Source organism: Geomicrobium halophilum (assembly GCF_014207655.1).
Lineage (GTDB): Bacteria > Bacillota > Bacilli > Bacillales > Marinococcaceae > Geomicrobium > Geomicrobium halophilum.
This window is the reverse complement of record NZ_JACHHJ010000002.1, coordinates 485,779-510,923: the sequence shown is the minus strand read 5'-3', so window position 1 is coordinate 510,923 and position 25,145 is coordinate 485,779. Positions and strand designations below refer to the sequence as shown.

17 protein-coding genes are annotated in these 25,145 nt (G+C 44.6%); 4 read left to right on the top strand and 13 right to left on the bottom strand.

What is annotated here, in order from left to right:
- The 7 genes from HNR44_RS10415 to HNR44_RS10385 all read right to left on the bottom strand — a co-directional run.
- Positions 1 to 1,706, bottom strand: a 1,706-nt coding sequence (locus tag HNR44_RS10415; RefSeq protein ID WP_184404108.1) for an FIMAH domain-containing protein, incomplete at its 3' end; no start/stop codon positions are given.
- A gap of 146 nt (positions 1,707 to 1,852) precedes the next feature.
- Positions 1,853 to 3,799 carry a Xaa-Pro dipeptidyl-peptidase gene (locus HNR44_RS10410; protein WP_425489453.1) on the bottom strand — a complete coding sequence of 649 codons (1,947 nt, stop codon included), beginning with the start codon at positions 3,797 to 3,799 and terminating at the stop codon, positions 1,853 to 1,855.
- 624 nt (positions 3,800 to 4,423) lie between these two features.
- A complete protein-coding gene (locus HNR44_RS10405) occupies positions 4,424 to 5,014 on the bottom strand; it encodes a CalY family protein (RefSeq protein ID WP_184404105.1) in 591 nt (196 codons plus the stop codon).
- A gap of 343 nt (positions 5,015 to 5,357) precedes the next feature.
- Positions 5,358 to 7,370, bottom strand: coding sequence for a gamma-glutamyltransferase (gene ggt, locus HNR44_RS10400; RefSeq protein ID WP_184404106.1), 2,013 nt, complete (start codon positions 7,368 to 7,370; stop codon positions 5,358 to 5,360).
- Between the two features lie 29 nt (positions 7,371 to 7,399).
- Complete coding sequence (locus tag HNR44_RS10395; RefSeq protein WP_184404105.1) at positions 7,400 to 7,990, bottom strand: CalY family protein; 591 nt, start codon at positions 7,988 to 7,990, stop codon at positions 7,400 to 7,402.
- Positions 7,991 to 8,065: 75 nt separating this feature from the next.
- A complete protein-coding gene (gene sipW, locus HNR44_RS10390; RefSeq protein WP_184404103.1) occupies positions 8,066 to 8,632 on the bottom strand; it encodes a signal peptidase I SipW in 567 nt (188 codons plus the stop codon).
- A 69-nt stretch (positions 8,633 to 8,701) separates the two neighbouring features.
- Positions 8,702 to 9,265, bottom strand: a complete 564-nt coding sequence (locus HNR44_RS10385; protein ID WP_184404101.1) for a hypothetical protein — start codon at positions 9,263 to 9,265, stop codon at positions 8,702 to 8,704.
- Between the two features lie 639 nt (positions 9,266 to 9,904).
- Between HNR44_RS10385 and HNR44_RS10380 the strand changes: the two genes are divergently transcribed.
- On the top strand, positions 9,905 to 12,772 hold the full coding sequence (locus tag HNR44_RS10380; RefSeq protein ID WP_184404099.1) for a gamma-glutamyltransferase: 2,868 nt from the start codon (positions 9,905 to 9,907) through the stop codon (positions 12,770 to 12,772).
- A gap of 55 nt (positions 12,773 to 12,827) precedes the next feature.
- On the opposite strand, the gene fdhD is transcribed toward HNR44_RS10380, so the two are convergent.
- From fdhD to fdhF, 3 genes are read right to left on the bottom strand one after another with little or no spacing between them, the layout of a single operon-like run.
- A complete protein-coding gene (fdhD, locus tag HNR44_RS10375; protein ID WP_184404097.1) occupies positions 12,828 to 13,628 on the bottom strand; it encodes a formate dehydrogenase accessory sulfurtransferase FdhD in 801 nt (266 codons plus the stop codon).
- Between the two features lie 28 nt (positions 13,629 to 13,656).
- The gene (locus HNR44_RS10370) at positions 13,657 to 14,292 is read right to left on the bottom strand and encodes a helical membrane plugin domain-containing protein (protein ID WP_184404095.1); all 636 of its coding nucleotides are present in this window, start codon (positions 14,290 to 14,292) and stop codon (positions 13,657 to 13,659) included.
- Entirely contained in the window at positions 14,285 to 17,242 is a 2,958-nt protein-coding gene (fdhF, locus tag HNR44_RS10365; protein ID WP_184404094.1) for a formate dehydrogenase subunit alpha, read from the bottom strand. Before fdhF ends, HNR44_RS10370 begins: the two co-directional genes overlap by 8 nt.
- Positions 17,243 to 17,611: 369 nt before the next feature.
- On the opposite strand from fdhF, the gene HNR44_RS10360 reads away from it, so the two are divergent.
- The 3 genes from HNR44_RS10360 to HNR44_RS10350 all read left to right on the top strand — a co-directional run bounded on the left by HNR44_RS10360 (position 17,612) and on the right by HNR44_RS10350 (position 20,757).
- Positions 17,612 to 18,421 carry a formate/nitrite transporter family protein gene (locus tag HNR44_RS10360; RefSeq protein ID WP_246407248.1) on the top strand — a complete coding sequence of 270 codons (810 nt, stop codon included), beginning with the start codon at positions 17,612 to 17,614 and terminating at the stop codon, positions 18,419 to 18,421.
- 140 nt (positions 18,422 to 18,561) lie between these two features.
- Complete coding sequence (locus tag HNR44_RS10355) at positions 18,562 to 19,356, top strand: formate/nitrite transporter family protein (RefSeq protein WP_184404092.1); 795 nt, start codon at positions 18,562 to 18,564, stop codon at positions 19,354 to 19,356.
- Between the two features lie 111 nt (positions 19,357 to 19,467).
- Positions 19,468 to 20,757: an L-lactate MFS transporter gene (locus tag HNR44_RS10350; protein ID WP_184404090.1), complete on the top strand. Its 1,290-nt coding sequence runs from the start codon at positions 19,468 to 19,470 to the stop codon at positions 20,755 to 20,757.
- A 90-nt stretch (positions 20,758 to 20,847) separates the two neighbouring features.
- On the opposite strand, the gene HNR44_RS10345 is transcribed toward HNR44_RS10350, so the two are convergent.
- The 3 genes from HNR44_RS10345 to HNR44_RS10335 all read right to left on the bottom strand — a co-directional run bounded on the left by HNR44_RS10345 (position 20,848) and on the right by HNR44_RS10335 (position 24,930).
- The gene (locus HNR44_RS10345; RefSeq protein WP_184404180.1) at positions 20,848 to 22,683 is read right to left on the bottom strand and encodes a UbiD family decarboxylase; all 1,836 of its coding nucleotides are present in this window, start codon (positions 22,681 to 22,683) and stop codon (positions 20,848 to 20,850) included.
- Positions 22,684 to 22,933: 250 nt separating this feature from the next.
- Positions 22,934 to 23,686, bottom strand: a complete 753-nt coding sequence (locus tag HNR44_RS10340) for a LamB/YcsF family protein (RefSeq protein ID WP_184404178.1) — start codon at positions 23,684 to 23,686, stop codon at positions 22,934 to 22,936.
- Between the two features lie 23 nt (positions 23,687 to 23,709).
- On the bottom strand, positions 23,710 to 24,930 hold the full coding sequence (locus HNR44_RS10335; protein ID WP_184404088.1) for an NRAMP family divalent metal transporter: 1,221 nt from the start codon (positions 24,928 to 24,930) through the stop codon (positions 23,710 to 23,712).
- Between the last annotated feature and the right edge of the window lie 215 nt (positions 24,931 to 25,145).

Sequence of the window (25,145 nt, the reverse complement as noted above, 5' to 3'; positions counted from 1 at the left end):
TCACCTCTAATATCAAACGTTTGCATGGACGTATCGTATCCAAGACTGTCAAATTCATCTTCAATATACTCAGCAGCCTCTAGCTCTTCTTCGCTACCGGCGACTCGCGGCCCAATGTCTTCACTTAGATGGGAGATGTGATCCATCACTCGATCCACATCAAAAGTCACTTCATAATTTTCAATCAAGTCGTCGGCCAACGTGGCAAGAATGTCAAAGCCTTCTTCCGAGATCCATTGGTTGTCCAACTGATGGTTAAGAAGATCATGAAAACCACCCATGTGCTCCACGACTTTATCTGTTTCCTCTTGATCTTCATAGTGGCTCACAGACCTCAAATGAACATCTAACGCATGCGGTGCGTCGCTATTTTCGAACTCTCCGGCTTCATCCAACTGCTCAACAAGGGTTTGTAAGCCGGAAGCCGTGATCCTTGGATCCGAGCAATCTTCTAACGCCAACCCTTCCACTTCGTTATAGGAAGCTTCTCCATCGAGTAGGAAGGGAACAACGGTCATCATTGGCTGGGCCATCGTCACAAAAACGCCATTTTTGCCTACCTCTTCAGTCTCCAGTGAAAATGAATCGATATGGCGGCTTACGTCATCCGCTTGGGATGAATGAAGCAAGTAACCACAAGCATGGGGATCCAGCATTTCTGTTGGCTCCCAGTTATCGGCTCCGTCCAAATAGAACGGCTCAGATTGCTCTTGGCCAGCACTCGCTTTACGATCTGGAGCTTCATTTACCACAGTTGCGATGTCGTCCATCCGCTCACGGTAAAATTCTAATGTTGATTCAAGAGTTTCCATCTGTGCGTCAACCCGATATTCTGGATCTTGCTGTCCCGCTGACTCGGTCAATAGACCCAATCCATGGCGTAGACCTAAAATGTTGCGAGAGATTCGCTCATCTCCGCCGCCTGCTCCGCCAGGAGTTCCGTACAATCCAGTAGAGAATCCTGCATCCTCGACCTCGGATAACAAGTAATCTTCAACCATCTCTGCACTTAAATCACGGAGATTTTCATCTACATTAAGATTCCGCGGCCATAGCATTTCCATGTCGGGGTTTCCACTTGCTCCCGGGCGTTCATGGGCATCCACTGTAATATCAGGGGAGAACTCATCTAGCACATCTGCAATCACTTGCCCTTCTGGTTGTTCCAAATTCAGGTGACCCCGGTTGATATCCATCCCATTCGCATTCGTGCGGGTGTTTGCGATACGGCCATCCGGGTTCGCTGTTGGGATGAACAGCACTGTCGCCTCACTTAACTGTTCCTCTACCTCTGGATCATCAGTGAAAGCCAGATCCCGCATCAACTTCAATGCCATTTCACGGCCAGCCGGCTCATTCCCGTGCTGCGAACCAATCACCAACATATTCCGACCATCAGCAATTTCCTCATCCGTTGGCGGAAGAGGATCCCCTACTTGCACTAAATGGAGGGGACGGTCCTCAACAGAAGTGCCTACTTCAGAATAGGTCATCCTTTCTGATTGTTCTGCTACTTCCTCCAAGAATCCCAATTCTTCTTCATGGGTCGTCCATTCTGCTCCTTCTCGATCTTCAAAGCCGGTCGTCGGAGGGTCTTCAGATGTCTCATTTTCTTGCGCAGCAACTCCTGCTACAGGACTTACGATGAGCAATAAAGCAAAAAACGAAGCAAATGATGTCATTTTTTCCCAGTTTGCTAGTTTCATATATAACCTCCTCGGGGATTTTATTAAGATAATAGTCATGAAGAATTGTCATTTGATAATTCCAGGTTTATTAACCCCCTTTCCTTTAAGTGTCCTCCCTTTTTACTCACCTCCTATTTGGGGTTAAGTAACTTATAGAAGCACTCTTAACTAGCTTCACGCACAGTCTCATCCCATCTTTCCATCAACGTATCCACCTGGATCTGCAGGCTGTCATACGCTTCTTCAGAGATCCTTTCGTTCCTTAGCTGATGGTCAAGCAAATCTTGAAAACCTTGCATATGTTGGACGACTTTTGCTGCATCTTCCTGGTTTTCATAATGCCCCACTGCTGTTAAATGGAGATCCAGGGAACGAAGGGCTTCTTCATCCACGAATGCACCTTCTTCCGCAAACTGATCAACAAGGGTTTGTAAACTGGCTGCACTTATTTTCATAGATTCTATATCTCCGACAATGGGCAAGGTGACTTCGCTATTGCCTGGAGCTACGGTTATTTCCGTTCCTGCAGGAGGTCGAATGGTATATTCATGATCACTCGCCATAATTACGATACCGATCTGGTGACCCGGTTGAAATACATGGTCCTTGGGCTGCATATCCCATTCAAATGTGTAATCCTGACCGGGGACAATGGATTCCGATTGCTCAACTGAATGTCTGTTTTGAGGATCCATCCACCCCCGTGATACAATCTCAGGGCTTGATCCACTGTAATCTACAAGTAACGCCGTTAAATTAGCCGCTGGCCGATCAATACTTGCCTTTATTTTCACTTCAGGTGTACCGCTGAGACGAACCTCTTCAGTGAGTGCCGGGGAGAGATAAACGAGACGGTTTGGATCGCTCCATTGAGGATCAACAGCCAACTGACCAGCTTCTATCATCGGATCATCGATAAAATCTTCTGTTCCATCACTACTACTGGCACCCATACTGAGAGTGCCGCCCTCTCCGTCATTTGCTGCATTAAAATGAAGAGTAGTTTCTTCCATATCTACCGCCGGCCAATCAGCTTCTTGGCTCCAGCTACCATCCTCGCGCTCGATGTCTACGATGGGCTCGTCCATAATCCCGTTTTCAATACCGTATAACCAATAGTCAAACCATCTGTTTTCAGTTTCCTGCCAATTGTTCGCAGATGTACCTCCATGTCCGCCTTGGTGGAGCCACATCTTACGTGTGACATCGTTTTCTTTAAGCGCCTCCCACCACTGGGCAAATTGCTTGGTTTTGACATTCCAGTCATCGAGTCCATGTACAACGAGTACACTTGCTTTAATATTGTCTGCGTCTTTTACATAGTCACGCTCAGCCCAGAAATCATTATAATCCCCGCTTTCTCGATCCTGTTCCTCATATAATTCAGCAATAACATCTTCACATATTTCAGGATTATCACGAGTTAAAACACCCTCAGCTAAATTATCTGTATCCTCGCCTTGAAAACCTCCTGGCGCCACAACTGCTCCGTTTGCACGAAAATAATCGTACCAACTGCTGATCGCAACAACCGGTATGATTGTTTTCAGTCCCTCAACACCTGTAGTAGCGACACCGTTAGGAAGCGTACCGTTATATGAAGCGCCTGTCATTCCAACATTTCCGGTTGACCAATCAGCGGACACTTCCTCCCCATCCTCCGTAAATGCTTTTGCGTTCCCGTTCAGCCAATCAATGACTGCTTTCGTTCCCAAGATCTCATTCTCATCACCTGTTGTGGGACAACCATATGAGCGGCCCGATCCAATACTCTCTCCAAGGATGACACCGTAGCCACGCGGTACATAGTAATTTCCCAACCTACCAAGGTCATTGGTTTGCATCTCTTCCACAAGGGGGACTCCGGCCGTTACGAGATCATCAACAGGAGTAAGGTCAACATCAACATCATGAAAATTTATCGGGTTCAATCCAGCTCGATAAGGACTCATCTCAAAAATGACAGGAACTTGGACCCCTGGTTCAGTCTTAGGCCGCATGACTTCAATAGAAACCAGATCAAGATCTCCATCATCATCACTATCTATCTCTGTTTCAACATACAAATTTTCTACAATTACATCATCCATCGAGTAAATCGGCGAAGTCATACCATCCTCAAGCTCTATGTTTGTTAAACTTGATGCAGTCTCCTGAATGTGTCCATTAAGGTGAATTTCACTATCCGATGCAGAAGCAGTCGATAACTCCGTTGTGGTAAAAGCGTTCATACCAGTCCACAAGCACAGGAAAAGAACAGACAAAATCATTACATATGAAATTTTCAAAACTTCTTCCTCCTGACATTTTTTGATTTGTGACAGACTGCCGCCTACCACTGAAAGCATCCATATTTGTATTTGAATCATTGCCGTTTTTTTATTTCAAAAAATCTTACGTATATGTGAATGAGCGAGCGGATTCTCCATGCGCTACTTGTGATTGTGCTGGTAATTTTATGACAACCTCTAAGGAAGTGAAGCTTTTTCTAAGGTTAATAACATGTAAAAACGAAAATTTTTTAAGTAAAAGTACTTCGTAAAACGAAGCAACTGGGTATAATCTCCCCAATCTTTTTGAGCAGGCGATACGGTAATTATTCTTTTTCTGTGACAGTGACTACCCTTGCAAGAGCAACCGTCCTAGAAATACCCGCATCCGTATGTTCTTTTTTACCGACAAAAGAGGCTGCTCATAAAATAACAATACCTTTTTGAGCAGCCTTTTGAAGTTGTTTACCTTTGCTCACCTTCCATTTGTGTAGCTGTGAAGGTCCATTCAAGCTCTAAAGAGTCCCCCTGGAATTGGTTAAGATCGGCGTCCACGTCACCGAGGAAGTTGAATGCAACGACAAGGTCATGGGATTCACCGACGGGCAGGCCGTCATCGCCCAACTCCGGATAGAAAATATGTTGACTAATCGCTTCCGGCGACATGTCCTCAAGTTCACTCAACGTCGTTTGGTAAATAACTTCGTCCAAATTATTAGCATTATATAAAAATTCCACTTCTATAAAATCCCCGAAATCTTCCGTATTATTCCCTTCCACATCAATAACATTATAATCCGTATCCAACGTCACTGTATCAATGGCCAACGAACCATTGTTTTGAAGTTCAAAATCACGGATCATCGAATCCCCTGGCTTGAGATTGTCCACATCAATCACGGTGGTCGGCTCTGCATCCAAATCAAGTGTACCCGCCGCAAACGTGTTGTTCGTCACTGAACTGTCACTAAAATATGCGAACGTTCCTCCGCCAATTAGCGTTAAACCAAGTACCGCTGTCGTTACACCCATGCCTAGCTGTTGTTTAATTCCCATGTTGATTCCTCCTCATAGAGTTTGTGTGATGTGAAAGCCCCATCAGCTTCAATGATGAACCTGATGAAGGGCGATGACACCCCGTTCATCATCATGATGCTTGTCTATTGATCATTCAAAACATCTACATCATTTTTAGAAAATGCGTTGCTGATAATCAAGTAGATTCTAAAAGCCATCCATGTTCGGTAACTTTTTCAGCTGCTTTTTGTTCTTCAAAATGGCGCACTGTCGTCAAATGGAGATTCAAAGATCGGTGTCTTTACCGCTTTCAAATGCCCCTTTCTACCTGATCTTGCATAAGCATTTCTTTACAAGTTGATAAAACAGGTTAGTACAGCTTTTAATCCCTTTGTTTTTCGATCAACGTATCTGTCTGAGCGCTCAGAACTTCATATGCCTCCTCCGAAATCAAGCCATTCTCTTGTTGATGATCGAGCAAATTCTGAAAGCTCCCCATGTGTTCGACGACTTTTTCATATTCTTCTTGATTTTCATAATGATGGACGGCAGTTAAATGGCGATCAAGTGAGTGAGCGGCTTCCTCTGTCGTGAATTCTCCCTCTTCTTCAAAGCGCTCGATAAGATTGATCATTGAAGCTCCATCAAGCGTAAAGCCAACAGAAGCGCCCCCTCGTCTTGGGTCAGCTACACCTTCAAATACACTTTCTTCATGATTAACTAGAATACTCTGGACATTTCCAATCAGCATAGAACTTTCCTCAAATTCATGACCTAAGGCTTCTAACTCCGGACGTACATCCTGCGGGACCGTGTCTTCCCATGTAATATTCGGGTAACTCATACTGTGAATACGAGGTTCCTCGATCGCCTCTTGTAAGCTCATATTATGATCAATCACATTCGTAGTCACCTGAAATACAGCATTGATAATCCGTGGGCCTCCAGGAGACCCTACACTCATGTACGGTTCTCCATCTTCAAAAATGATGGTAGGTGTCATACTGCTTAAAGGACGCTTATTTGGTTGAACCTCATTAGCTCCACCGGGAGTGGCATCAAAATCCGTCAATTCATTGTTTAACATGATCCCATAATCCGGCACCATGATACCTGTACCAAACACTTGCTCAATGGTGCTCGTATAGCTGACCATATTGCCCCATTGGTCAGTTACGGTAAAGTGAGTGGTTTCACCCAAGCCTTCTTGGTCTTCCAAATGTCCAGAATCATAGCTTGGTTCCTGATCCTCAAATCGCCAAGGATCTCCTGCTTCTATATTTTCATTCGCTTCTTCAGCACTGATTAAATCTCGGCGTTCTTCAATATATTCAGGATGTAATAGACCGTTAAAAGGCACCTCTACAAATTCCGGATCCCCCATGTATTCACCCCGGTCTGCGTAAGCAAGACGCATGACTTCGGTTAGATGGTGGTAACGCTCCGAATCCTGAGAATCGTATTGCCCAATATCAAAACCTTCCAAGAGTGCTAACATTTGCAAAAGGGTTAAACCTCCAGAGCTCGGAGGCGGCATACTCGCGATGTCATACCCTTGGTATGTTCCCCATACCGGCTCATCAATGGTTGCTTCGTAACCTTGAATATCACCCATCGTCATACTGCCGCCGAAATCCTGAACGGTATTAGCGAGTGCTTGTCCAATTTCCCCGTTGTAAAAAGCATCAAGGCCTTCGTTTTGAATGAGTTGAAACGTTTTAGCCAAATCCTCCTGAACGAGATGATCCCCTTCCTGCAAGGGTTCTCCTTCAGGCATAAATACTTCCTCGGCTACACTTTCCGACAATTTATCCTGATGATTGGCAATGGCATTGGCCAATTCCGTATCGATTTCAAATCCCTCTTCCGCCAGTTCGATGGCTGGCTCCATCAAAGTTTCGAAATCAATAGAACCCCATTCTTCATTAGCGGTCATCAACCCGTTCAATGTTCCAGGTACTCCGACCGCATCCCCACTGGTGGACCTTTCAGAAAAAGAAATTACATTTCCGTCTTCATCGAGAAACATATCCGGCTCAGCCCCGGATGGCGCCCGTTCGCGGCTGTTGATAATCGAGGTATCGTCCTCCTCAGCATCGTACACCATCATAAAGCCGCCGCCACCAATCCCGGACATCATCGGTTCTACAACATTTAGCGTAAATTGGATCGCGATCGCGGTATCAACCGCATTGGCATTCCTTTCTAACATCTCTGCCCCAACTTCAGAAGCGATTGGATGGGAAGTAGAAACCATGCCATTCTCACCTTCATCAACCGTCAATTCTTCCACAGCCGCCACTTGTTGCGTACCAAGACCCGTTAGTCCCATCGAAGCGACCAGAGCTACAGATGATAGCACGGCAACACCTTGATGCCAACGATTACTTTTCATCAGCATTCCTCCCGCTTAAAATCTCCTTATTACCTTTGCTCACCTTCCATTTGTGTAGCTGTGAAGGTCCATTCAAGCTCTAAAGAGTCCCCCTGGAATTGGTTAAGATCGGCGTCCACGTCACCGAGGAAGTTGAATGCAACGACAAGGTCATGGGATTCACCGACGGGCAGGCCGTCATCGCCCAACTCCGGATAGAAAATATGTTGACTAATCGCTTCCGGCGACATGTCCTCAAGTTCACTCAACGTCGTTTGGTAAATAACTTCGTCCAAATTATTAGCATTATATAAAAATTCCACTTCTATAAAATCCCCGAAATCTTCCGTATTATTCCCTTCCACATCAATAACATTATAATCCGTATCCAACGTCACTGTATCAATGGCCAACGAACCATTGTTTTGAAGTTCAAAATCACGGATCATCGAATCCCCTGGCTTGAGATTATCCACATCAATCACGGTGGTCGGCTCTGCATCCAAATCAAGTGTACCCGCCGCAAACGTATTGTTCGTCACTGAACTGTCACTAAAATATGCGAACGTTCCTCCGCCAATTAGCGTTAAACCAAGTACCGCTGTCGTTACACCCATGCCTAACTGTTGTTTAATTCCCATGTTGATTCCTCCTAAAAAAGATTTAAAGTATGTGAACGCCTACTCAGGCAACCATTCATGCCTGACGAGACGATGTCACTGTTCATCAATGGCTTGATCGTCTCTAGATCCGTTATCCATTTGTCGCAAAGCTCGCCAAATGATAACGATCGAATAGATGACAAGCAAAATTCCCGGTACAATTAATAATAAAACGGCTCCCTGATCGGAAGTGGCAAAATCAATCGCGTATCCAACATACGGAATGGTAAAGCCTGTATATTCCCCTACTACATTTTCTGCAAGCACCGGTTCTGCATCCGTCGTATTGTTATTATCACCTTTGGTAATATATTGCTGACCTTCGTTTTGAACCTCATGGATTCTGTGAGTGATGAGGGTATCGTCAGCATTCGTAAAAGTAATGACATCCCCTTTTTCAAATTGGCCCTGATCCTCTGTTGGTTGGATGGAAATAATCGAACCCGTTTGAATCCCCGGTTCCATGGATCCAGAAAGCACTGTTTTTAGCTGATACCCAAAAACCTCCGGTTCCCCGTCCGCTGCCTGGGTAGAAATGACAGCAAATACAGTAACTATCAGCAGAGTGAATAATAAGGCTGTTGTAACACCACTGATAAGTTTTTTGATGGTACTCCACATGGTGTTGATCCCTCCTATTTTAGATCAGAATAATTAGGAATATATGATAAAATATATAATCATTGATGCCTATTCTGTCTTCTCCTCTGATTCTCCATTCTCTTCTTCCTCTTTCTCAGCGTCATTATCATCACCTGACGCGTCATCCATTTGATTCGCTTTTGTTTCTTCCTTGTTACTTGGGTCTTCTACCTCTTCTTCTGTCTTCTCTTCCTCCTTCTCTGAGTCACTTTCATCTTCTGACTCTTCATCTGTTCGTTTCGTTTCCGTGTCTTCCTCGTTGCTTGGGTCCTCTACTTCTTCCTCTATCTTCTCTTCTTCCTTCTCAGCTACTGACTCTTCATCGTTCGTGGAACCATCATCTCCCTTCTCGTCTTCCTCGTCATCTTTATCTTCTTCAAAAGTGTGATGAGCAGAAATATTCCCTGCTATCGTTTCCTCCTCAGTAAAAGTTGCTGAGGTGGGCGAAGTCACCAAAACGCCCAAACAAAAGATTAAATATAGAGTGGCGGAGATTTGAAAGGAAAGGCTTATTTGTATACCGTTATTTTTCTTTGGATGGCTGCTTCTCATACGATCCCCTTTCTCTCTATAGAGCAAAAGACTTGGATTCAGCAATAGGTTAAGGCTCATCTACTGGTAGCACTTCTTCAGCCTATATTTTTCTGATTTAACTCAACTATTTTATTATTATGAATTATTATGCAGGAACTTCGTTATAACTCTCATCTCAGCTCCTATCCGGATCGTTTTAACCCTTAAAATGATTGTAAGCCGAATTCACTAAGCTAAGTATATGTACCAAAATTCCTTAATCATTTAGAGCTAATGTTTTTTACAATTTTTTTACTAGATTTAGCTATTTATATCAAATATGTTAACATCATCGGTAATTTTGTAAAAGTCTAAAAACATTCACCGTTATCGCTGGATGATTTTGAATGTTAAAAATAGTTGTTTTTGCCTGCCATAAAGATGTTAATATTGGTTTTAATTTCCTAATCTTTATATGTTCTATGGACGTTTTATCTAACAACAGGTCTATTTACCTGTGTCATTGTTGTATTTTTTTCCTTTATTATTTTATGAAATCCCATTAAAATGCGAATTGTTCCATAAATAGGTAATATCCTGTGGACAAAAAATGACAAAATAGCACTAAATAACTACCCCTAAAAGAGGGCTCATGTTTTGTAAAATAGTGCTTTATATTTAACTGCCATTAATGCTATTATTTTATTAGTTTAAATATTTTGAATTAGGAGGGATTTAATGCTTAAACCCAATCGACAAGCAGGCATTTCAATGGTTTGCTGGATTTTAATAGGTTCTTTATTTGCTCCGACAGTAACAGCTCAAGAGCCTAAAGAGCCTATCCCCCATGTCACCGGAAGTGGTGGAGCAGTGGCTTCAGAAGATGTCCATGCTTCAAAAGCTGGGATGACGATTCTGGAACAAGGCGGGAACGCAATTGATGCTGCTATAGCAGTTGCGGCTGCTCAGGGGGTAACAAGGCCTTACTCCGGCGGGATCGGTGGAGGGGGTATGATGCTCATATATTTGGCTGAAGAGGATGATTACATCGCAATTGATAGCCGCTCTATAACCCCAGCGTCATTTAATGATGAAACATTCTTTCATCCTGAAACAGGTGGAATTTTCCCATCAGCCATGAGAATATCCGGCGGAAAATCTTTTTCCGTACCTGGTACCGTGAAGAATTGGGAATTGGCCTTGGAAGAGTACGGAACGATGACGTTCGAGGAAGTTTTACAGCCTGCCATAGAAGTTGCTGAAGAAGGATTTATCGTCGATGATAATTTTGTTCGTGAAACGTCTGAAAACCAAGAACGCTTCAATCTTTTTACATCAACGAGAGAAATTTACCTTAATGAGGAAGGTTCCACACCAGAAGCAGGCGAGTTGATCCGCAATCCTGATATGGCTTATACCTATCAATTGTTAGCGGATGAAGGAGCCGATGTTTTCTATGAGGGAGAAATTGCCGAAGCAATGGTCGATACAATTAATCATCCTCCAGTGGTGGACGATCCAAATTTCGAAGCTGTAAGCAGCGCATGGGATCCTGACTATGGGGTGTTAGAAGGTAATGTCACGATGGAAGATTTCGCAAACTATGAAACAGTAGAATATGATCCCATCCAAACGGGATACCGAGGGTACGAGATCTACGGAATGCCACCATCTTCAAGTGGCGGAATTACAATCGGACAAACCTTAAACATGCTAGAACATTATGATTTAGAAAGCATGAGCGAAACACAAGTGTGGCATTATTTTATGGAAGCGACAAGATATGCGATCGCAGATCGCCGTGAATACATTGGAGATCCAGCATTTACCGACATTCCTGTTGATGCTTTGCTTTCCGATTGGTATACGGCGGAACGGATCACCAATATTCATCCCGAACGTGCTTCCATTGGACAGGTTCCCCCTGGGAATCCGTGGCCAGACGACGACGGCTTTTTCTATGATTTTAGCGGAGAAGATGGAGATGAATGGAAGCGGCAAAAGTTTTACAGAATCGATACGGGGCCCCGGAGCAGTCCATTTGACACGGCCTTTACAATCGAAGAAGATACAGGCCGTATCGATGTATCAGAACGAAAGGAAGGAAGGGGCAGTGCGTATGGACGAGCAGCAGCAAATATGGATCCAATCGAGGATAATGAACTGAGTTTGCGTATGCGTGCAGATAACGAAGGGTACGACCAACGTTTACGTTTATGGTTGAATGGAGATACCTGGCAATCAGGAAGCAGTATCCCGAACAATGGTTATGGGGTGGAAATCAACACAGAAACCAATGAACTTGTGCTTCGACGTGTAAAGGATCGTCAACTCTCCACACTAGCGCGTATTGATTATCCCGTGACAACAGATTGGCATGACTTGCGTTTTAGAGTGGAAAATCATCAACTCAAAATAAACGCTTGGAATGTTGGTGACGAGGAACCGGGCGAATGGTTAGCTGTCCATGATTTATCAGAAGAAGATCAGCTGGAGCAACCTCTCGGCCGCTTTATGATGAGCGTTATTAATTTTGATTATGAACAAACACAGACTTTTTTTATTGATGAAGTCGAAGTTGAACCAGTGACTGAAGAGAGTGACAATCTCGCTGATCCAGAGCCTGCCAAAGCAAACATCACTGCTAGTACTAGCCCTCCTGCCGAAACGACATCGCTGGAAGAAGAGAAACAAGGGATCAAAGAGGACGAAGAAGAGCGGCGAAAAGATGAAGAGGATGAGGTAGATGAATCAACGATTCATTTAGCGGTTAGTGACGCTGAAGGGAATGTGGTGAGTTACACGACCACGATTGTATCGATCGGGGGGAACGGCATGGTCGTCCCCGGTTATGGGTTCTTACTCAATAACGCGGTATATGGAAGGATTCCTACCGAATCACCTTCCCACCCAAATTACCCCCGCCCTGGCATGCGCTCCATGAGTAGTATGGCTCCTACACTTGTCATGGAAGATGATTCACCTGTGCTTACAGTAGGAGCTCCAGGTAGTGATACCATTTTAACGACGATCGCACAAATCTTAATCAGCCGCCTTGACCTTAACATGTCGCTCCCGGAAGCCATCGAAAAACCACGGCTATCTCAAAGGAACAATTTCAATGCTCTTGCAGAGTATGAAGAAGCTTATTTAGATGAGGAAACCGCTCGAGCCATCGAAGATTTGGAAGCCATGGGACATCGTTTTTCTCCTAATACAGCCGTTCAAGGGATTAGCGCTGCTGTAGGGATCGAGTTTTTAGAAGATGGAAAAGTCACCCCCGCCACTGAGCCTGAACGCAGAGGGGGAGGGAGTGCTATGGTCCAGAGTGACAGCGATGAGATTCGTGCGTCTGACATTAAGGCGCTTGTACAGCAATATGCAGATGAAGGGGCTTTCAAAAACGATGAAGCTGTCCGTTCTCTAGAGGTTCATCTGACTTCCGTCAGTCATTTTGAAGACCAGGAACAAGCAGGAAAAGTCCTCGACCATATGAAAGGATTTAAAGATTTACTCGATCATCAGCACAATCAGAATTGGATTTCGGAGGAAGTGTTTAAAACACTTCAGAATCAGGCTGACGCAATGATAGAGAAATGGCAATAAACATCGCCGAACGTTCCGACCACATAAAAAAGCCAGGATAGGTTTCCTGGCTTTTTTATGGCAAATTCACACGTTCAGGTATTGTATAAATGTTCAATGACTCCTTGCGGATAAATCCAATGGATGTGATCTCTAACTCCTCTGCTAATTCCAATGCTCGCTGCGTTGGAGCTGATTTTGAAAGGACGACCTCACATCCGATTTTGGCTACTTTTAAAAGGATCTCTGAGGAAAGACGGCCACTAAAGACAATGATCTTATCGCGCAAAGAAATCCCGTTATTTAAACAATATCCGTAGATTTTATCAAGGGCATTGTGCCTGCCAATATCCATTCGCATGAGCACAATGCCATCCACCGTACATAACGCCGCATTATGTACACCACCAGTTTCCTGAAACGTCTCGGCTGAGTCCTGCATTTCTTGCATCAGGCGAAAACAATCATCGAGTGAAACCTCTACATTCCGCGATTGCATCGTTTTCGTTGTTTTTACATCCCCAGCAAAGACGAAGCTTTGACGACTCATCCCGCAGCAGGAAGTAATGTAGCGTTTATTTTGCATTTGTTGATGCAATCGATCGAGCTTCCGGTGCAATTGAACGTGTACAAAACCGTTTTTTTCGTCCACTCTCAGCGTTTTAATGTCGTCAGAAGAGCGGATCATACCTTCCGAGGCTAAATAGCCAACGGCCATATCGCCGATATATTCCGGTGTACATACCATCGTTACGAACTCTTCATCGTTTACCTTTAACGTTACAGGAAACTCAGTCGCAACGATATCTTCTTTCCTTTCAACAGTCCCATTTCGGAAACGCAAGATCGATCGAGACGATTGGATATTCTCGTTCATTTATATTCACGTTCCTTTGGTGGGCTTTCTACTTTTTAAAAAGAAAAGGTAAAGCGAGCAGAGAAACGCCTGCTGCAACCATATACCATTTATTGTTCGAAGATGATCGCTGGGAGACACGACTTCTTTCCTTTTTTTCTTGTTCGTGCTTCAGCTTGGCTTCTACGGGTTCCATTTTCTCCCTATCCTCTTGATTAATACCAAAGCCTTTTAGAAAAGCCATAAGGACATTCATTCCTTCGACCACTTCCGGATCTTTTAAGGAATGAAGAAGAGAGGGGTATCCGCCCCCTTCTCTTCCAAAATGCTCGTATTCAGCAACCTTCGAGATCCCCGTATTCAGCTTAAGAAGGAGGGGTTCAAGTTCTTGCATATTAAAGCTGCCTAGTGTATCAAACATGAGAAGAGAATTCTTCATCGACTGGGTGGCATCAGAGTTGTCGATCGCTCTCATTACTCTGTCAAGAACCTTGTCTCCTTCAGCAAGAAGGGCATTTAAGGTGTTAAATATTTCTTTCTCCTGGAGATGCTTCATCAGCTCAAATGTATCAGCAATGACCTCTTTGTTTTCAAGGAGTGTCGTTTCGATTTGTTCCCAATCGCGTTGGCGTAATTCTTCTTCACTCGGTTCTATACGATGGATGACTTTGGTCGCTTTAGCCATTATACTGGGACCTCCTCGCCTTTACGACATCACCTGGGAAGGTGTAATCCTTGCGAGCCCATTTTTTCTCAACATCCACACCAATTTGCGGTTGCGGATTTCCATTCCGATGATTGATTTTCGGCAATGGACTTTCGCCCGTGGATTCAAGTACTTCCATTTTCACAGAAGCCTCTTTATAAGCAGGCGTGTCAGTGTCCTTATCGGCATGGAAGCTCGTCAAGTAATTGATGGCCCCTTCTCCCCGATCGTTCATCGGTAAATATAATTCATGGCCTTTTACTCGATCCGTTACGATACACCGAACTTTCACATTCCCATACGGTGAAGTTAAACGGACAAGCGTACCGTCCTCGACACCACGTTCTTCCGCGAGCTCAGGAGATACTTCAAGGAAAGTGTTCGGGACTTTCTTCGTAATCCCCTCGGACCTATAGGTTAAGTTGCCTTCATGGAAGTGTTCAAGCATGCGTCCATTATTAATGTGCAGATCATATTCTTCACCAAAATCGATCGGTTCTGTCCATTCGACAGGATAAAGTCTAGCTTTCCCATCTGGGAATGGAAACTTGTCTGTGAATAGAAGCGGCGTATCCGTTCCGTCCTCGGCTACTGGCCATTGCAAGCTGTCATAGCCTTCCAGGCGATCATAACTGACACCGGCAAACATCGGGGAAAGGGAAGCGGCCTCATCCATAATTTCACTTGGGTGTTCATAATTCCAGCCCGCTCCAAGACGGTTGGCGACCTCCATAATAATCTGCCAATCAGGTTTAGAATCACCAAGCGGGTCGAGCACCTTATACAAACGCTGGAAGCGACGCTCGGTATTCACAAACGTTCCATCTTTTTCAAAGCTAGGGCTAGCCGGCAATACGACATCTGCAAACTCTGCTGTTTTCGAGAAAAAGACATCCTGAACAACAAAGAAATCCAACTTCTCAAACGCCTCTTGTACATAATTCGCGTTTGAATCAACAATCGCCATTTCTTCCCCTTTTATATACAATACATTCAAATTCCCATCATGAATCGCCTGTACCATTTCGTGGTTGTTAAGTCCCTTTTCACTCGGGAGGTCTACACCCCATCCTTCTTCATAACGGGCACGAGCATCATCATCCGTTACAAATTCATAGCCAGGGAATCGATCCGGCATGCTGCCAAAATCACTCGCTCCTTGAACATTGTTGTGGCCGCGCAATGGATATGTCCCTGCTCCCGGCTTCATGTAATTGCCTGTAATCAGCATCAGGTTAGAGATGGCTGTACTTGTATCGCTTCCTCCCCCGTGCTGAGTGATCCCCATCGCCCATAAGAAACAAGTGGTCTCAGCATTATGGATGGATTTAGCAATTTCAATCATTTCTTCTTTTGAGATGCCTGTCACTTTCTCCGCATAATCTAATGTATAGGGTTCTAAGCTTTCGATATATTCATCAAGGCCATTCACATGATCATTCAAAAATTCCTGGTCATGCCAACCCTGGTCAATGATGTATTTCGTCACAGCGGAAATCCAAACCAGGTCACTGCCTGCTGATGGCTGAATAAATAAATCAGACCGATCCGCCATCTCATGTTTACGAAGATCAGAGACAATCACCTTCTGACCATGCAGTTTCTGGGCACGCTTAACCCTCGTTGCAAGCACTGGGTGTGATTCTGATGTATTGGAACCGGCAATAATGACAAGCTCAGCCTTTTCAATATCCTTAATTTCTCCGGAGTCTCCTCCGTAACCGACCGTTCGCCATAACCCCATCGTTGCCGGGGACTGGCAATAGCGAGAACAGTTGTCGATATTATTCGTTCCGATCACTGAACGACCAAGCTTTTGCATGACAAAAGAGTCTTCATTGGTACATTTGGAAGAAGTGACGAAGGCCAGCGAATCAGGCCCATTCTTCTCCTTCTCTTCTTTAAATTTCTTTTCAATTAAATCGTATGCTTCTTCCCATTCGGCTTCCCGAAAGGCATCCCCGTCACGGATCAACGGCTTCGTAAGACGTTCTTCGCTATTGACAAAGTCCCAGCCGAATTTGCCTTTAACACAAGTAGAAATCCCATTTGCCGGGGCTTCCGTCTGAGGTTCCACCTTTAGTATTTGGCGATCCTTCGTCCATACGTCAAAGGCACATCCTACCCCGCAATACGTACACACGGTCTTCGTTTTTTCAATGCGATTATCACGCATCGAAGCTTCGACATCAGAAACGGTCATCAGCTGCTCATAACCCGTTTCGACTTCTTTCGTAACGTTGATCATCGGGCGCATCGAAGAATCTTTAATCCCAGTCAAAAAGCCGGCTTCTCCTTCCATGCCTACTTCCATCATCGCGTTACATGGACAGACCGTCGAACAATGCCCACAATTGACACATGAGGATTCCTCAATCGGGGAGTCCTTGTCCCATATGACACGCGGACGCTCCCTTTCCCAATCAATGGTCAATGTTTCCGTTACTTGCACATCCTGACAGGCTTCGACACAGCGTCCACAAAGAATACATTGATCCGGGTCATAGCGATAAAAAGCATTGCGATCTACTTCATACGGCTTGTGATCGAAAGGCGTCTCTTGATGACTGACTTTCATTTCTTTGACCGCATTATGTATTTCACAGTTCCCGTTATTATAATCACAAACCGTACAATACAACTCATGATTGCCAAGGACACGGTCTAAAGCAAGTAACTGTGCTTCGTGTGCTTCTTCACCGTTGGTATTGATGACATCACCGCTCTTCAGTTTCGTTGAACAGGATCTCACCAGTTCTCCATTCACACTAACAATGCAAGTGTCACACGTTTCAATAGCGCCCAGACTTGGGTGATAACAAAGACTGGGAACTTCCACGTTATTTTCAGACATGACGTCGATTGCTGTCTGATCTTTTCTGACTTTTAAGCGCTTCCCATTGAGTGTAACTTCAAAATTCTCCGTCAAAAAACAGCACTCCTCTCATTACTGGTATAGCATCTCTCTTTTGTCATATTTATATCATTTTTCGTCAAGCTTTGTAAAGCAGGTAACACGGACCACGCTTGCATGTTATCAAATAACTTAAATAATGTTTACATTTTGTATGGACCGTGTAATTAATATTTAAAGTACGTGTTCAAAAAGGAGGACAAAAAGAGCCGAGAAGCTCGAGAAGACGTAGCTGCGAGCATCCTGTTTGCATCACGAATGCATTCCCTTCTTACGAAGGAAAAGTGGGTTTCTTTTTCGAGGACGTTTTCCCGGACTTTTGAACATCTTCTTTTTGAACATCTTCTTAAAGGTATTATATATAACAAATTTGGAGGGAGAAGGTTGTACAACGACACGCTAGACGATTTAAATAATCAAGCGCGTACAAAGCATGGACTTTTTAAATCCAGTCCACTTCGCTACCTTGTTGCAGCAATGCTTGCCGGGGCTTATGTAGGCGTTGGTTCTCTTGTAATGTATGCAGTGGGAGAGCCACTCGATCAGGCCAATTCACCGATGCTAGATTTAATCACGGGCCTTTCGTTTGGGGTCGGTTTAGCGCTCGTTCTTATCGCCGGCTCAGAACTGTTCACAGGCAACTGTTTAATTTTTACTACAAGCGCCCTATCAAAAGTAACAAGTTGGAAGGACACCTTTCTTGTTTGGGGATGGAGTTACATTGGTAACCTCCTAGGCGCTATCGTTTTCTCTATATTTATCCTATTCTCTGGTGTTTTTGCCGATGCAGGGGCGAATCATTTCATGATGACGCTCTCAGAAGATAAAATGACTGCAAGCGTCACGGAACTATTTTTCCGAGCCATCATCGCTAATTGGGTGGTCTGCCTCGCGATTTGGACGAATTTACGAGTGAATAACGATGCAGCAAAACTCTTTCTTATTTTTATCCTCATTACTGTCTTTATCGTTTCCGATATGGAACATAGCGTTGCCAACATGTCGCTGTTCGGCATCGCGCTGGCTCATGGCGGAACAGAGACCGTCACAATCGGCGGATTCATCTATAATATGATCCCAGTTACGATCGGAAATATTATTGGCGCAGGATTTTTCATTGCAAGTCTCTATTTCTATATTGGTAACAAGAAAAAAGAAGAAGAAGCAGATGAAGAAATGGAAAAAAGTGCGTAAATTAACAAACCTCGGTGTCATTTCCTCTCCGGGGTTCCTTTAATAGATCTCCCCCTTCCTAAACTTCCCCTTTCCGTAAGTATAAATGGTTTCAAAGTACTTAAAATACATACAAACGCCAGAAGCATGAAAGGAGACGTATGTATCACGATACCCTTAAAACATTAAATAACCAGGCGCAGACAAAGAAAGGGCTTTTACAATCCAGCCTCCCCCGCTACCTTGTCTCTTCGATTTTGGCTGGCGGCTACCTTGGAATTGGTACCATTGTGCTTTTCGCTGTCGGAGCCCCGCTAAGCGCGGTGGATTCACCGATGCTTGGCGCGGTAACTGGCGTTGTATTTGGGATAGCCTTAGCACTTGTGCTTTTTGCAGGTTCAGATTTATTCACCGGAAATCATTTAATCTTTACAGTGAGCTCACTTTCGAAGGTAACAGAATGGAGAGACACTCTCGGGATTTGGGGGTGGAGCTTCCTTGGTAATCTTATCGGAGCCTTGGCTTTTTCTCTACTTGTACTGTTCTCAGGATTATTTGCTGAGGTAGGACCGGATCATTTCATGATGACGCTGGCTGAAGAAAAGATAAACCCCGGCGTTATAGAACTCTTCTTTCGAGCCATCCTTTGCAATTGGCTTGTCTGCCTTGCCATTTGGGCCTCTTTGCGCACAGAAAATGATATGGCTAAACTCTTCCTTATTTTTGTACTCATTTTTGCCTTCGTGGCGTCAAGCATGGAACACAGCGTTGCCAACATGGCAATTTTAAGCATGGCGTTGGTACATGGAGGGTCAGAGACCGTAACGATCGCTGGTTTTTTTCATAATCTAATTCCCGTCACGATAGGAAATATCATAGGCGGAAGTGTTTTGGTTGGGGGCAGTTACTATTATATCAGCAAAAATAAGAGAGGAAAATTAGGGGAAGGAGCTTAGCGTACTGAAACGATTCCTTCCCTAACGCAATATAAAGTTGTGCAAATAAAAATACTATGGTAGATTATGACTATTCACTCATTTTTCTAGTCAAGAAAGGAGCCCTTACTATTGAAAGCGAATCGAAACCGCTGGCTCATTGCTTTATCAGCCATAGCCATTCACTTGTCTATTGGCTCCGTATACGCCTATAGCGTTTACCAAAATCCTTTGAATGAAAGTGTTGGCTGGGAAATTTCCGCCGTTACTCTCGCCTTTACAACAGCGATTTTCTTTTTAGGGATGTCAGCAGCTTTCATGGGGAAATTCGTCGAAAGGAATGGCCCTAAGCGCTCTGCCATGATCTCTGCTATTCTTTTTGGCATAGGTACATTAGGATCCGGGCTTAGCGTACAGGTGGATAGCTTTCCGCTTTTTGTGGTCTTTTATGGTGTTATTGGGGGAATTGGTCTAGGGATCGGGTATATCTCTCCTGTTTCCACTTTGGTCAAATGGTTCCCAGACCGTCGGGGTCTGGCTACAGGTATGGCTGTTCTTGGCTTCGGGGCCGGATCGTTAATCACAAGTCCTGTTGCCGACTGGTTGATGGGGACGTTGACAATTCCAGCTACTTTTTACATACTAGGAGCCGCTTATTTAATTCTCATGTTCTCCGGAGCAAGCTATCTTGCACCGCCGCCAGAGGGTTGGCAACCGGCCAATATGCGCGGACATGAACAAGAAGGTAAAAAACAAAAGAAAAAAACGAAGCAAGAGGATCTTGCTCAATTAAACGCTCGGGAAGCATTGAAAACGCTTCGATTTTACTTGTTATGGGGCATGATGTTCATTAACATTTCCGCGGGGATCATGCTTCTTGCCGTAGCTTCTAACATGACACAGACGATCACAGGCGCCAGTTCAGCTACTGCGGCTACCATTGTTGGAATTATGGGTTTTTTCAATGGCTTCGGAAGAATTGGCTGGGCAGGTGCATCTGACTATATTGGGCGTACGAATACCTACATGATATTTTTTGCCTTGCAATTAGGCGCTTTTATTCTTTTGCCACTTACAACGAATATCATTCTTTTTTCCATTCTTCTCTACATTATTATGACTTGTTATGGCGGTGGGTTTGCCTGTCTACCGGCATATATTGGCGACTTATTCGGAACGAAACAGCTCGGTGCGATTCATGGCTATACGTTGACGGCCTGGGCAATGGCCGGCATTGCCGGACCTACAGCTGTCTCGGTTACTTTTGAACTCACAAACAATTTCACAGCCGCTTTCGTACTCTTTATCTTCCTATTAACAGTAGCCCTTATGATATCGATTCTGATGCATTTTAATATCAAACGTATTCGTAATCAATCGCAGACAGTCCCGGCACAAGGAGCAGAAACTGCTTCTGGTTAAGGGTTAAGGGTTAAGGGTTAAGGGTCGTTCAATGCGTCAAAGGAAAAAACGAAAAAGGCTGCACCTTTCCGCAGCCTTTTTTACATCAATTTATGAACTTGTACGATCACCGACAAATCTTCCATCCTCAAAAAACCGTTCAATTTTCGCTTCAACTTCTTCATCTTCAATCAACGGCGGAGCATGATGGGGTTTGATACGAGCATCAATGATCATGGTGTCACAACCCCAATGTTTATGCTCAATAAAACGATTGATGCCATGCATATCGTGGGATGGATTACTGCGTGTGAAGGTTGCCCAAAGAAAATTCTCTTTTGATTGGCTGAGAAATGTGCTGTCGTCACAAACGATGACAAGCGGACAAGGAGTCATATCAATATGCTTTGAAATCTCATCGGCCATTGCGTTGATTTCTTCTACAGCAGCCCCTTCACCCTCATAATCACCGATTTCTACCGCTACTACTCCCGGCATAACGAGCTGAGGTTGACGCATACTTTTGATGTTGTCCAGCCCCTCCGGCATTTCGCGGCAGAGTTCTCGTTTTTTCTCACCATAAGCGGCTAATACGACCTTGCTGCCACTATTCAATCCTGTCCCTGAATAATCAAGCGTATCAATCGTTGTGTTCGTCTGGAAGTGCAAATCCCGATGAAGGTCTATCCTTTCAAGAATATACTGCATAAATTCCAGCTCGTTATGGGTGCTGATTGCCGGGTCATCTTCAGCAGTAATCCATAAATATTTCGCTAAGCTTAACTGCCCAAATCCGAGAATACGATTGGCAATTGTTAACAGCTCCATCGGTTGTTTCACTTGTTCAAAAGGCGTATACCGCTCACTGCCATTGGCCAAAAGAAGTGGATGCACCCCTGCAGCGTCAACAGCATGTACTTCTTTGACCCCTGGGAGCTCTTGTGTGATCGCTTTTCCGGTTAGTTCATGAATAATTTCGCCAAAACTTGTATCTTCTTGAGGGGGACGCCCGACTACTGTAAACGGCCAAATCGCATCTGGTTTTCCATACACTTTATGCACACGCAACACAGGGAAAAGATGCTTAAGGCTGTAGTAACCGAGATGGTCGCCAAACGGGCCTTCTGGCTTTGTATCCTCAGGATAGACCTCGCCCGTGATAACAAAATCCGCATCATGACTGATACAATAGCCGTCCTCATAGCTATAGCGAAAACGACGGCCGGAAAGCAGGCCGGCAAACAACATTTCACTGAGTCCTTCAGGGAGAGGCATAACAGCCGCCAACGTGTGGGCAGGAGGGCCACCAATAAATATGCTCACTTTTAAAGGTTCGCCTTTTTGCTTCGCTTTCGTATGGTGTACACCGATGCCGCGATGGATCTGGTAATGCAAACCGATTTCTTTGTCCTGTTCATAATCATTGCCATTTAGCTGGGCCCGGTACATACCGAGATTTGCGTTCATCATTCCTGGGTTTTCCGGATCTTCTGTGTACACTTGCGGTAACGTCACGAAGGCTCCGCCATCATCAGGCCATGATTGCACCATCGGCAAGTCAGAGATATTAATTTCCTCTAGCTTGGACGTTTTTATGCTCGCTCGCCGCATCGGCAATGCCTTCATTGCAGAGACACCAGTACTCACATTTTTAAACGGATGCTTGAGCGCACTCATCGGATCATCACGCATCGCGATCACATCATGCACTCCATCCCAGGTTTTACGTAACATGTATTTACTACGTTCCGGAGTTCCAAATAAGTTTGAGACCGCACGATATTTCGACCCTTTCACATTTTCAAATAAAATAGCAGGCCCGCCTTCTTGATACACTCTGCGGTGGATTGATGGCATTTCCAAATAAGGGTCAACTTCTTCTCGAATACGGACAAGTTCGCCTTGTTTCTCAAGGTCGAGGACGCAATCGTCTAAACTTTGATACATCATATCTGTTTTGGAGAAGATATGGCGATAAGAAGCATCGGGTTCTCCAACCTTTCTATCACTTAGAATTTTCTCGTTTATTGTACCATCTTCTGAACAAATACCTCGATGCTAACGCTCGCTTCATTCATTTTCTGTCAATCATTCCCGGCTGCGTATTGTACACCACCCATTAACGAACGAAACAGCATACAAAAAACAGAGGCTTCCGCCACAAGATCTTGCGGTAAGCCTCCGTTTTTTCTAGCCTCTATGTTTGCACGTGAATACCTGCGCCCTCGATTTTTTCACGAACATTTTTTGCAAATGCTAATGCGTGAGGGCCGTCTCCGTGAATACATACAGTTTCTGCTAGAATATCAACGTCCTTGCCTTGAAGTGTGTGTACTTTTCGCTCTCCGATCATACGGATGACCTGTTGAGCTGCTTGCTCCGCATCCTCAATCAAGGCGTTCTCAAGGCGCCTGGAAGTCAGTGTTCCATCCTCCTGATACGTGCGATCGGCAAAAACTTCACTGGCTGTCTTCAAGCCAACATTTTCTCCAGCATCCAAGAGCGCACCGCCAGCCAGGCCAAAGAGGACAAGGTTTGGATCGATATCGTACACAGCCTGCGCAATTGCTTCAGCCAGCGCCACATGGGTGGTCGCCATATTATAGAGGGAACCGTGCGCTTTTACATGGCGTAGCCGGCCTCCCTCGGCCTGAACAACCCCCCACAATGCACCGACTTGGTAAGCGACAAGGTCGTACGCTTCTTCCAGGGAGATGTCCATATTCCGCCTCCCGAAACCTACCAAGTCTGGTAAGCCAGGGTGTGCCCCAATCGCAACATCATGATGAATGGCTAGTCGCACCGTCTTGCGCATCGTTGAAGGGTCACCGGCATGAAAGCCACAAGCGATGTTCGCTGAAGAAATGTAAGGAAGAATTTCTTCATCTGACCCCATTGTATAGGCACCAAAACTTTCCCCCATATCACAGTTTAAGTCGATGGTTTTCATCATGAATCCTCCCTTGTATATGATTAGTTAAACCAGAGAGCAACGATATCTTCAAATGCCAAAATGCTTGCACCAATCGTAAATAGCACTGTAATTGCCCCGAAAACGATGAGCCAAGTTGGATGGTGATAATCACCAACGACCGATTTTTTTCGTGATGCGACAAGTATCGTCGTAAGAACGATGGGCAAGATCATCCCATTTAAGGCCCCGGCAAGAATCAAAAGCATTACCGGCTCACCGATGGATATAAATATAAGTGATGAAGCAGTGATAAAAACAACAATAAACCACCCGTTGTGTTTTTCAAATACAGGGTGAAAAGAGCGCAGGAACGACATACTTGTGTAGGCAACTCCGATGATTGAGCTAATGGCGGCTACAGTTAGTACAACACCGAACATATAGTAGCCCAGTTCGCCAAGACCGACGAGAAAGGGTGTAGCTGCAGGGTTATTTTCATCAAGAGAAAAACCGGCACTTACCACACCTAAAAACGCCAAAAAGAGGAAAACACGCATCACACTCGTCGTTAAAATCCCATAGATCGAGGCGCGACTTACAAATCCTACATTATCTTTACCTGTAATTCCCGCATCAACGAGACGATGTCCACCGGCAAATGAGATATAGCCGCCGACCGTTCCGCCAACAATGGTCACGAGCGGGAGGAGCATCAGTAAATAATCCTCCGGGAATACAGATTGAACAAGTGCCTCTCTATAGGGCGGATTTGTACTCAGCATAACATAGCCAGTCATGAGGAGCATGACCGAGCCAAATATTTGCAGCAAAACATCCATGACCCGTTCGTAATTTTTGATCAAAAAGATAGTAATCGTAATAACTGTAATAATTGCAGCGCCTATTTCCAACGGAAGATCAAAAAGGACATTGAGACCCAGGCCCGCGCCGCCAAGATTTCCAATGTTAAACGCAAAGCCTCCGAGGATAATTAATATAGCAATGACATAACCTAGACCAGGTATTACCATGTTTGAAATTTCTTGCCCTCGTTTTCCAGATACGGAAATCACTCGCCAAATGTTAAGCTGAACCCCGACATCAATAATGATCGAGAGCAGAATCGCAAAAGCAAAGCTTGCAAGATAATCTTCGGTAAATGAAGCGGTCTGCGTAAGAAAAGCAGGTCCTATCGCTGAAGTCGCCATTAAAAAGATGGCCCCGCGTAAAAAACGCTTACGCTCCTTATCAGTCATGCGCGGATTTAACCTTTGATTCATTTTACACTCTCCCTTATTTAAACGCTAAAGTAAACCGATGCCTTTGATTTTTTGACGTTGGTCATGAACATATGCCTTGAGGAAAACCTCCTGGCATGTATCTCGTATTCTTTATCTAAACGGCATGGGTAATGTACCGATATAGTAGGGTTACATTCTCCTTTCTTTAGCGATATCTTCGATTTCATACATCATTGTTACATCGATGTCAGACG

Bases quoted from the DNA above. Each gene is read 5' to 3' on its own strand.
- HNR44_RS10410 (WP_425489453.1), bottom strand. From the start codon at position 3,799: ATGACTTCGCCGATTTACTCGATGGATGATGTAATTGTAGAAAATTTG.
- HNR44_RS10405 (WP_184404105.1), bottom strand. From the start codon at position 5,014: ATGGGAATTAAACAACAGCTAGGCATGGGTGTAACGACAGCGGTACTT.
- ggt (WP_184404106.1), bottom strand. From the start codon at position 7,370: ATGAAAAGTAATCGTTGGCATCAAGGTGTTGCCGTGCTATCATCTGTA.
- HNR44_RS10395 (WP_184404105.1), bottom strand. From the start codon at position 7,990: ATGGGAATTAAACAACAGTTAGGCATGGGTGTAACGACAGCGGTACTT.
- sipW (WP_184404103.1), bottom strand. From the start codon at position 8,632: ATGTGGAGTACCATCAAAAAACTTATCAGTGGTGTTACAACAGCCTTA.
- HNR44_RS10385 (WP_184404101.1), bottom strand. From the start codon at position 9,265: ATGAGCCTTAACCTATTGCTGAATCCAAGTCTTTTGCTCTATAGAGAG.
- HNR44_RS10380 (WP_184404099.1), top strand. From the start codon at position 9,905: ATGCTTAAACCCAATCGACAAGCAGGCATTTCAATGGTTTGCTGGATT.
- fdhD (WP_184404097.1), bottom strand. From the start codon at position 13,628: ATGAACGAGAATATCCAATCGTCTCGATCGATCTTGCGTTTCCGAAAT.
- HNR44_RS10370 (WP_184404095.1), bottom strand. From the start codon at position 14,292: ATGGCTAAAGCGACCAAAGTCATCCATCGTATAGAACCGAGTGAAGAA.
- HNR44_RS10355 (WP_184404092.1), top strand. From the start codon at position 18,562: ATGTATCACGATACCCTTAAAACATTAAATAACCAGGCGCAGACAAAG.
- HNR44_RS10345 (WP_184404180.1), bottom strand. From the start codon at position 22,683: ATGTATCAAAGTTTAGACGATTGCGTCCTCGACCTTGAGAAACAAGGC.
- HNR44_RS10340 (WP_184404178.1), bottom strand. From the start codon at position 23,686: ATGAAAACCATCGACTTAAACTGTGATATGGGGGAAAGTTTTGGTGCC.
- HNR44_RS10335 (WP_184404088.1), bottom strand. From the start codon at position 24,930: ATGAATCAAAGGTTAAATCCGCGCATGACTGATAAGGAGCGTAAGCGT.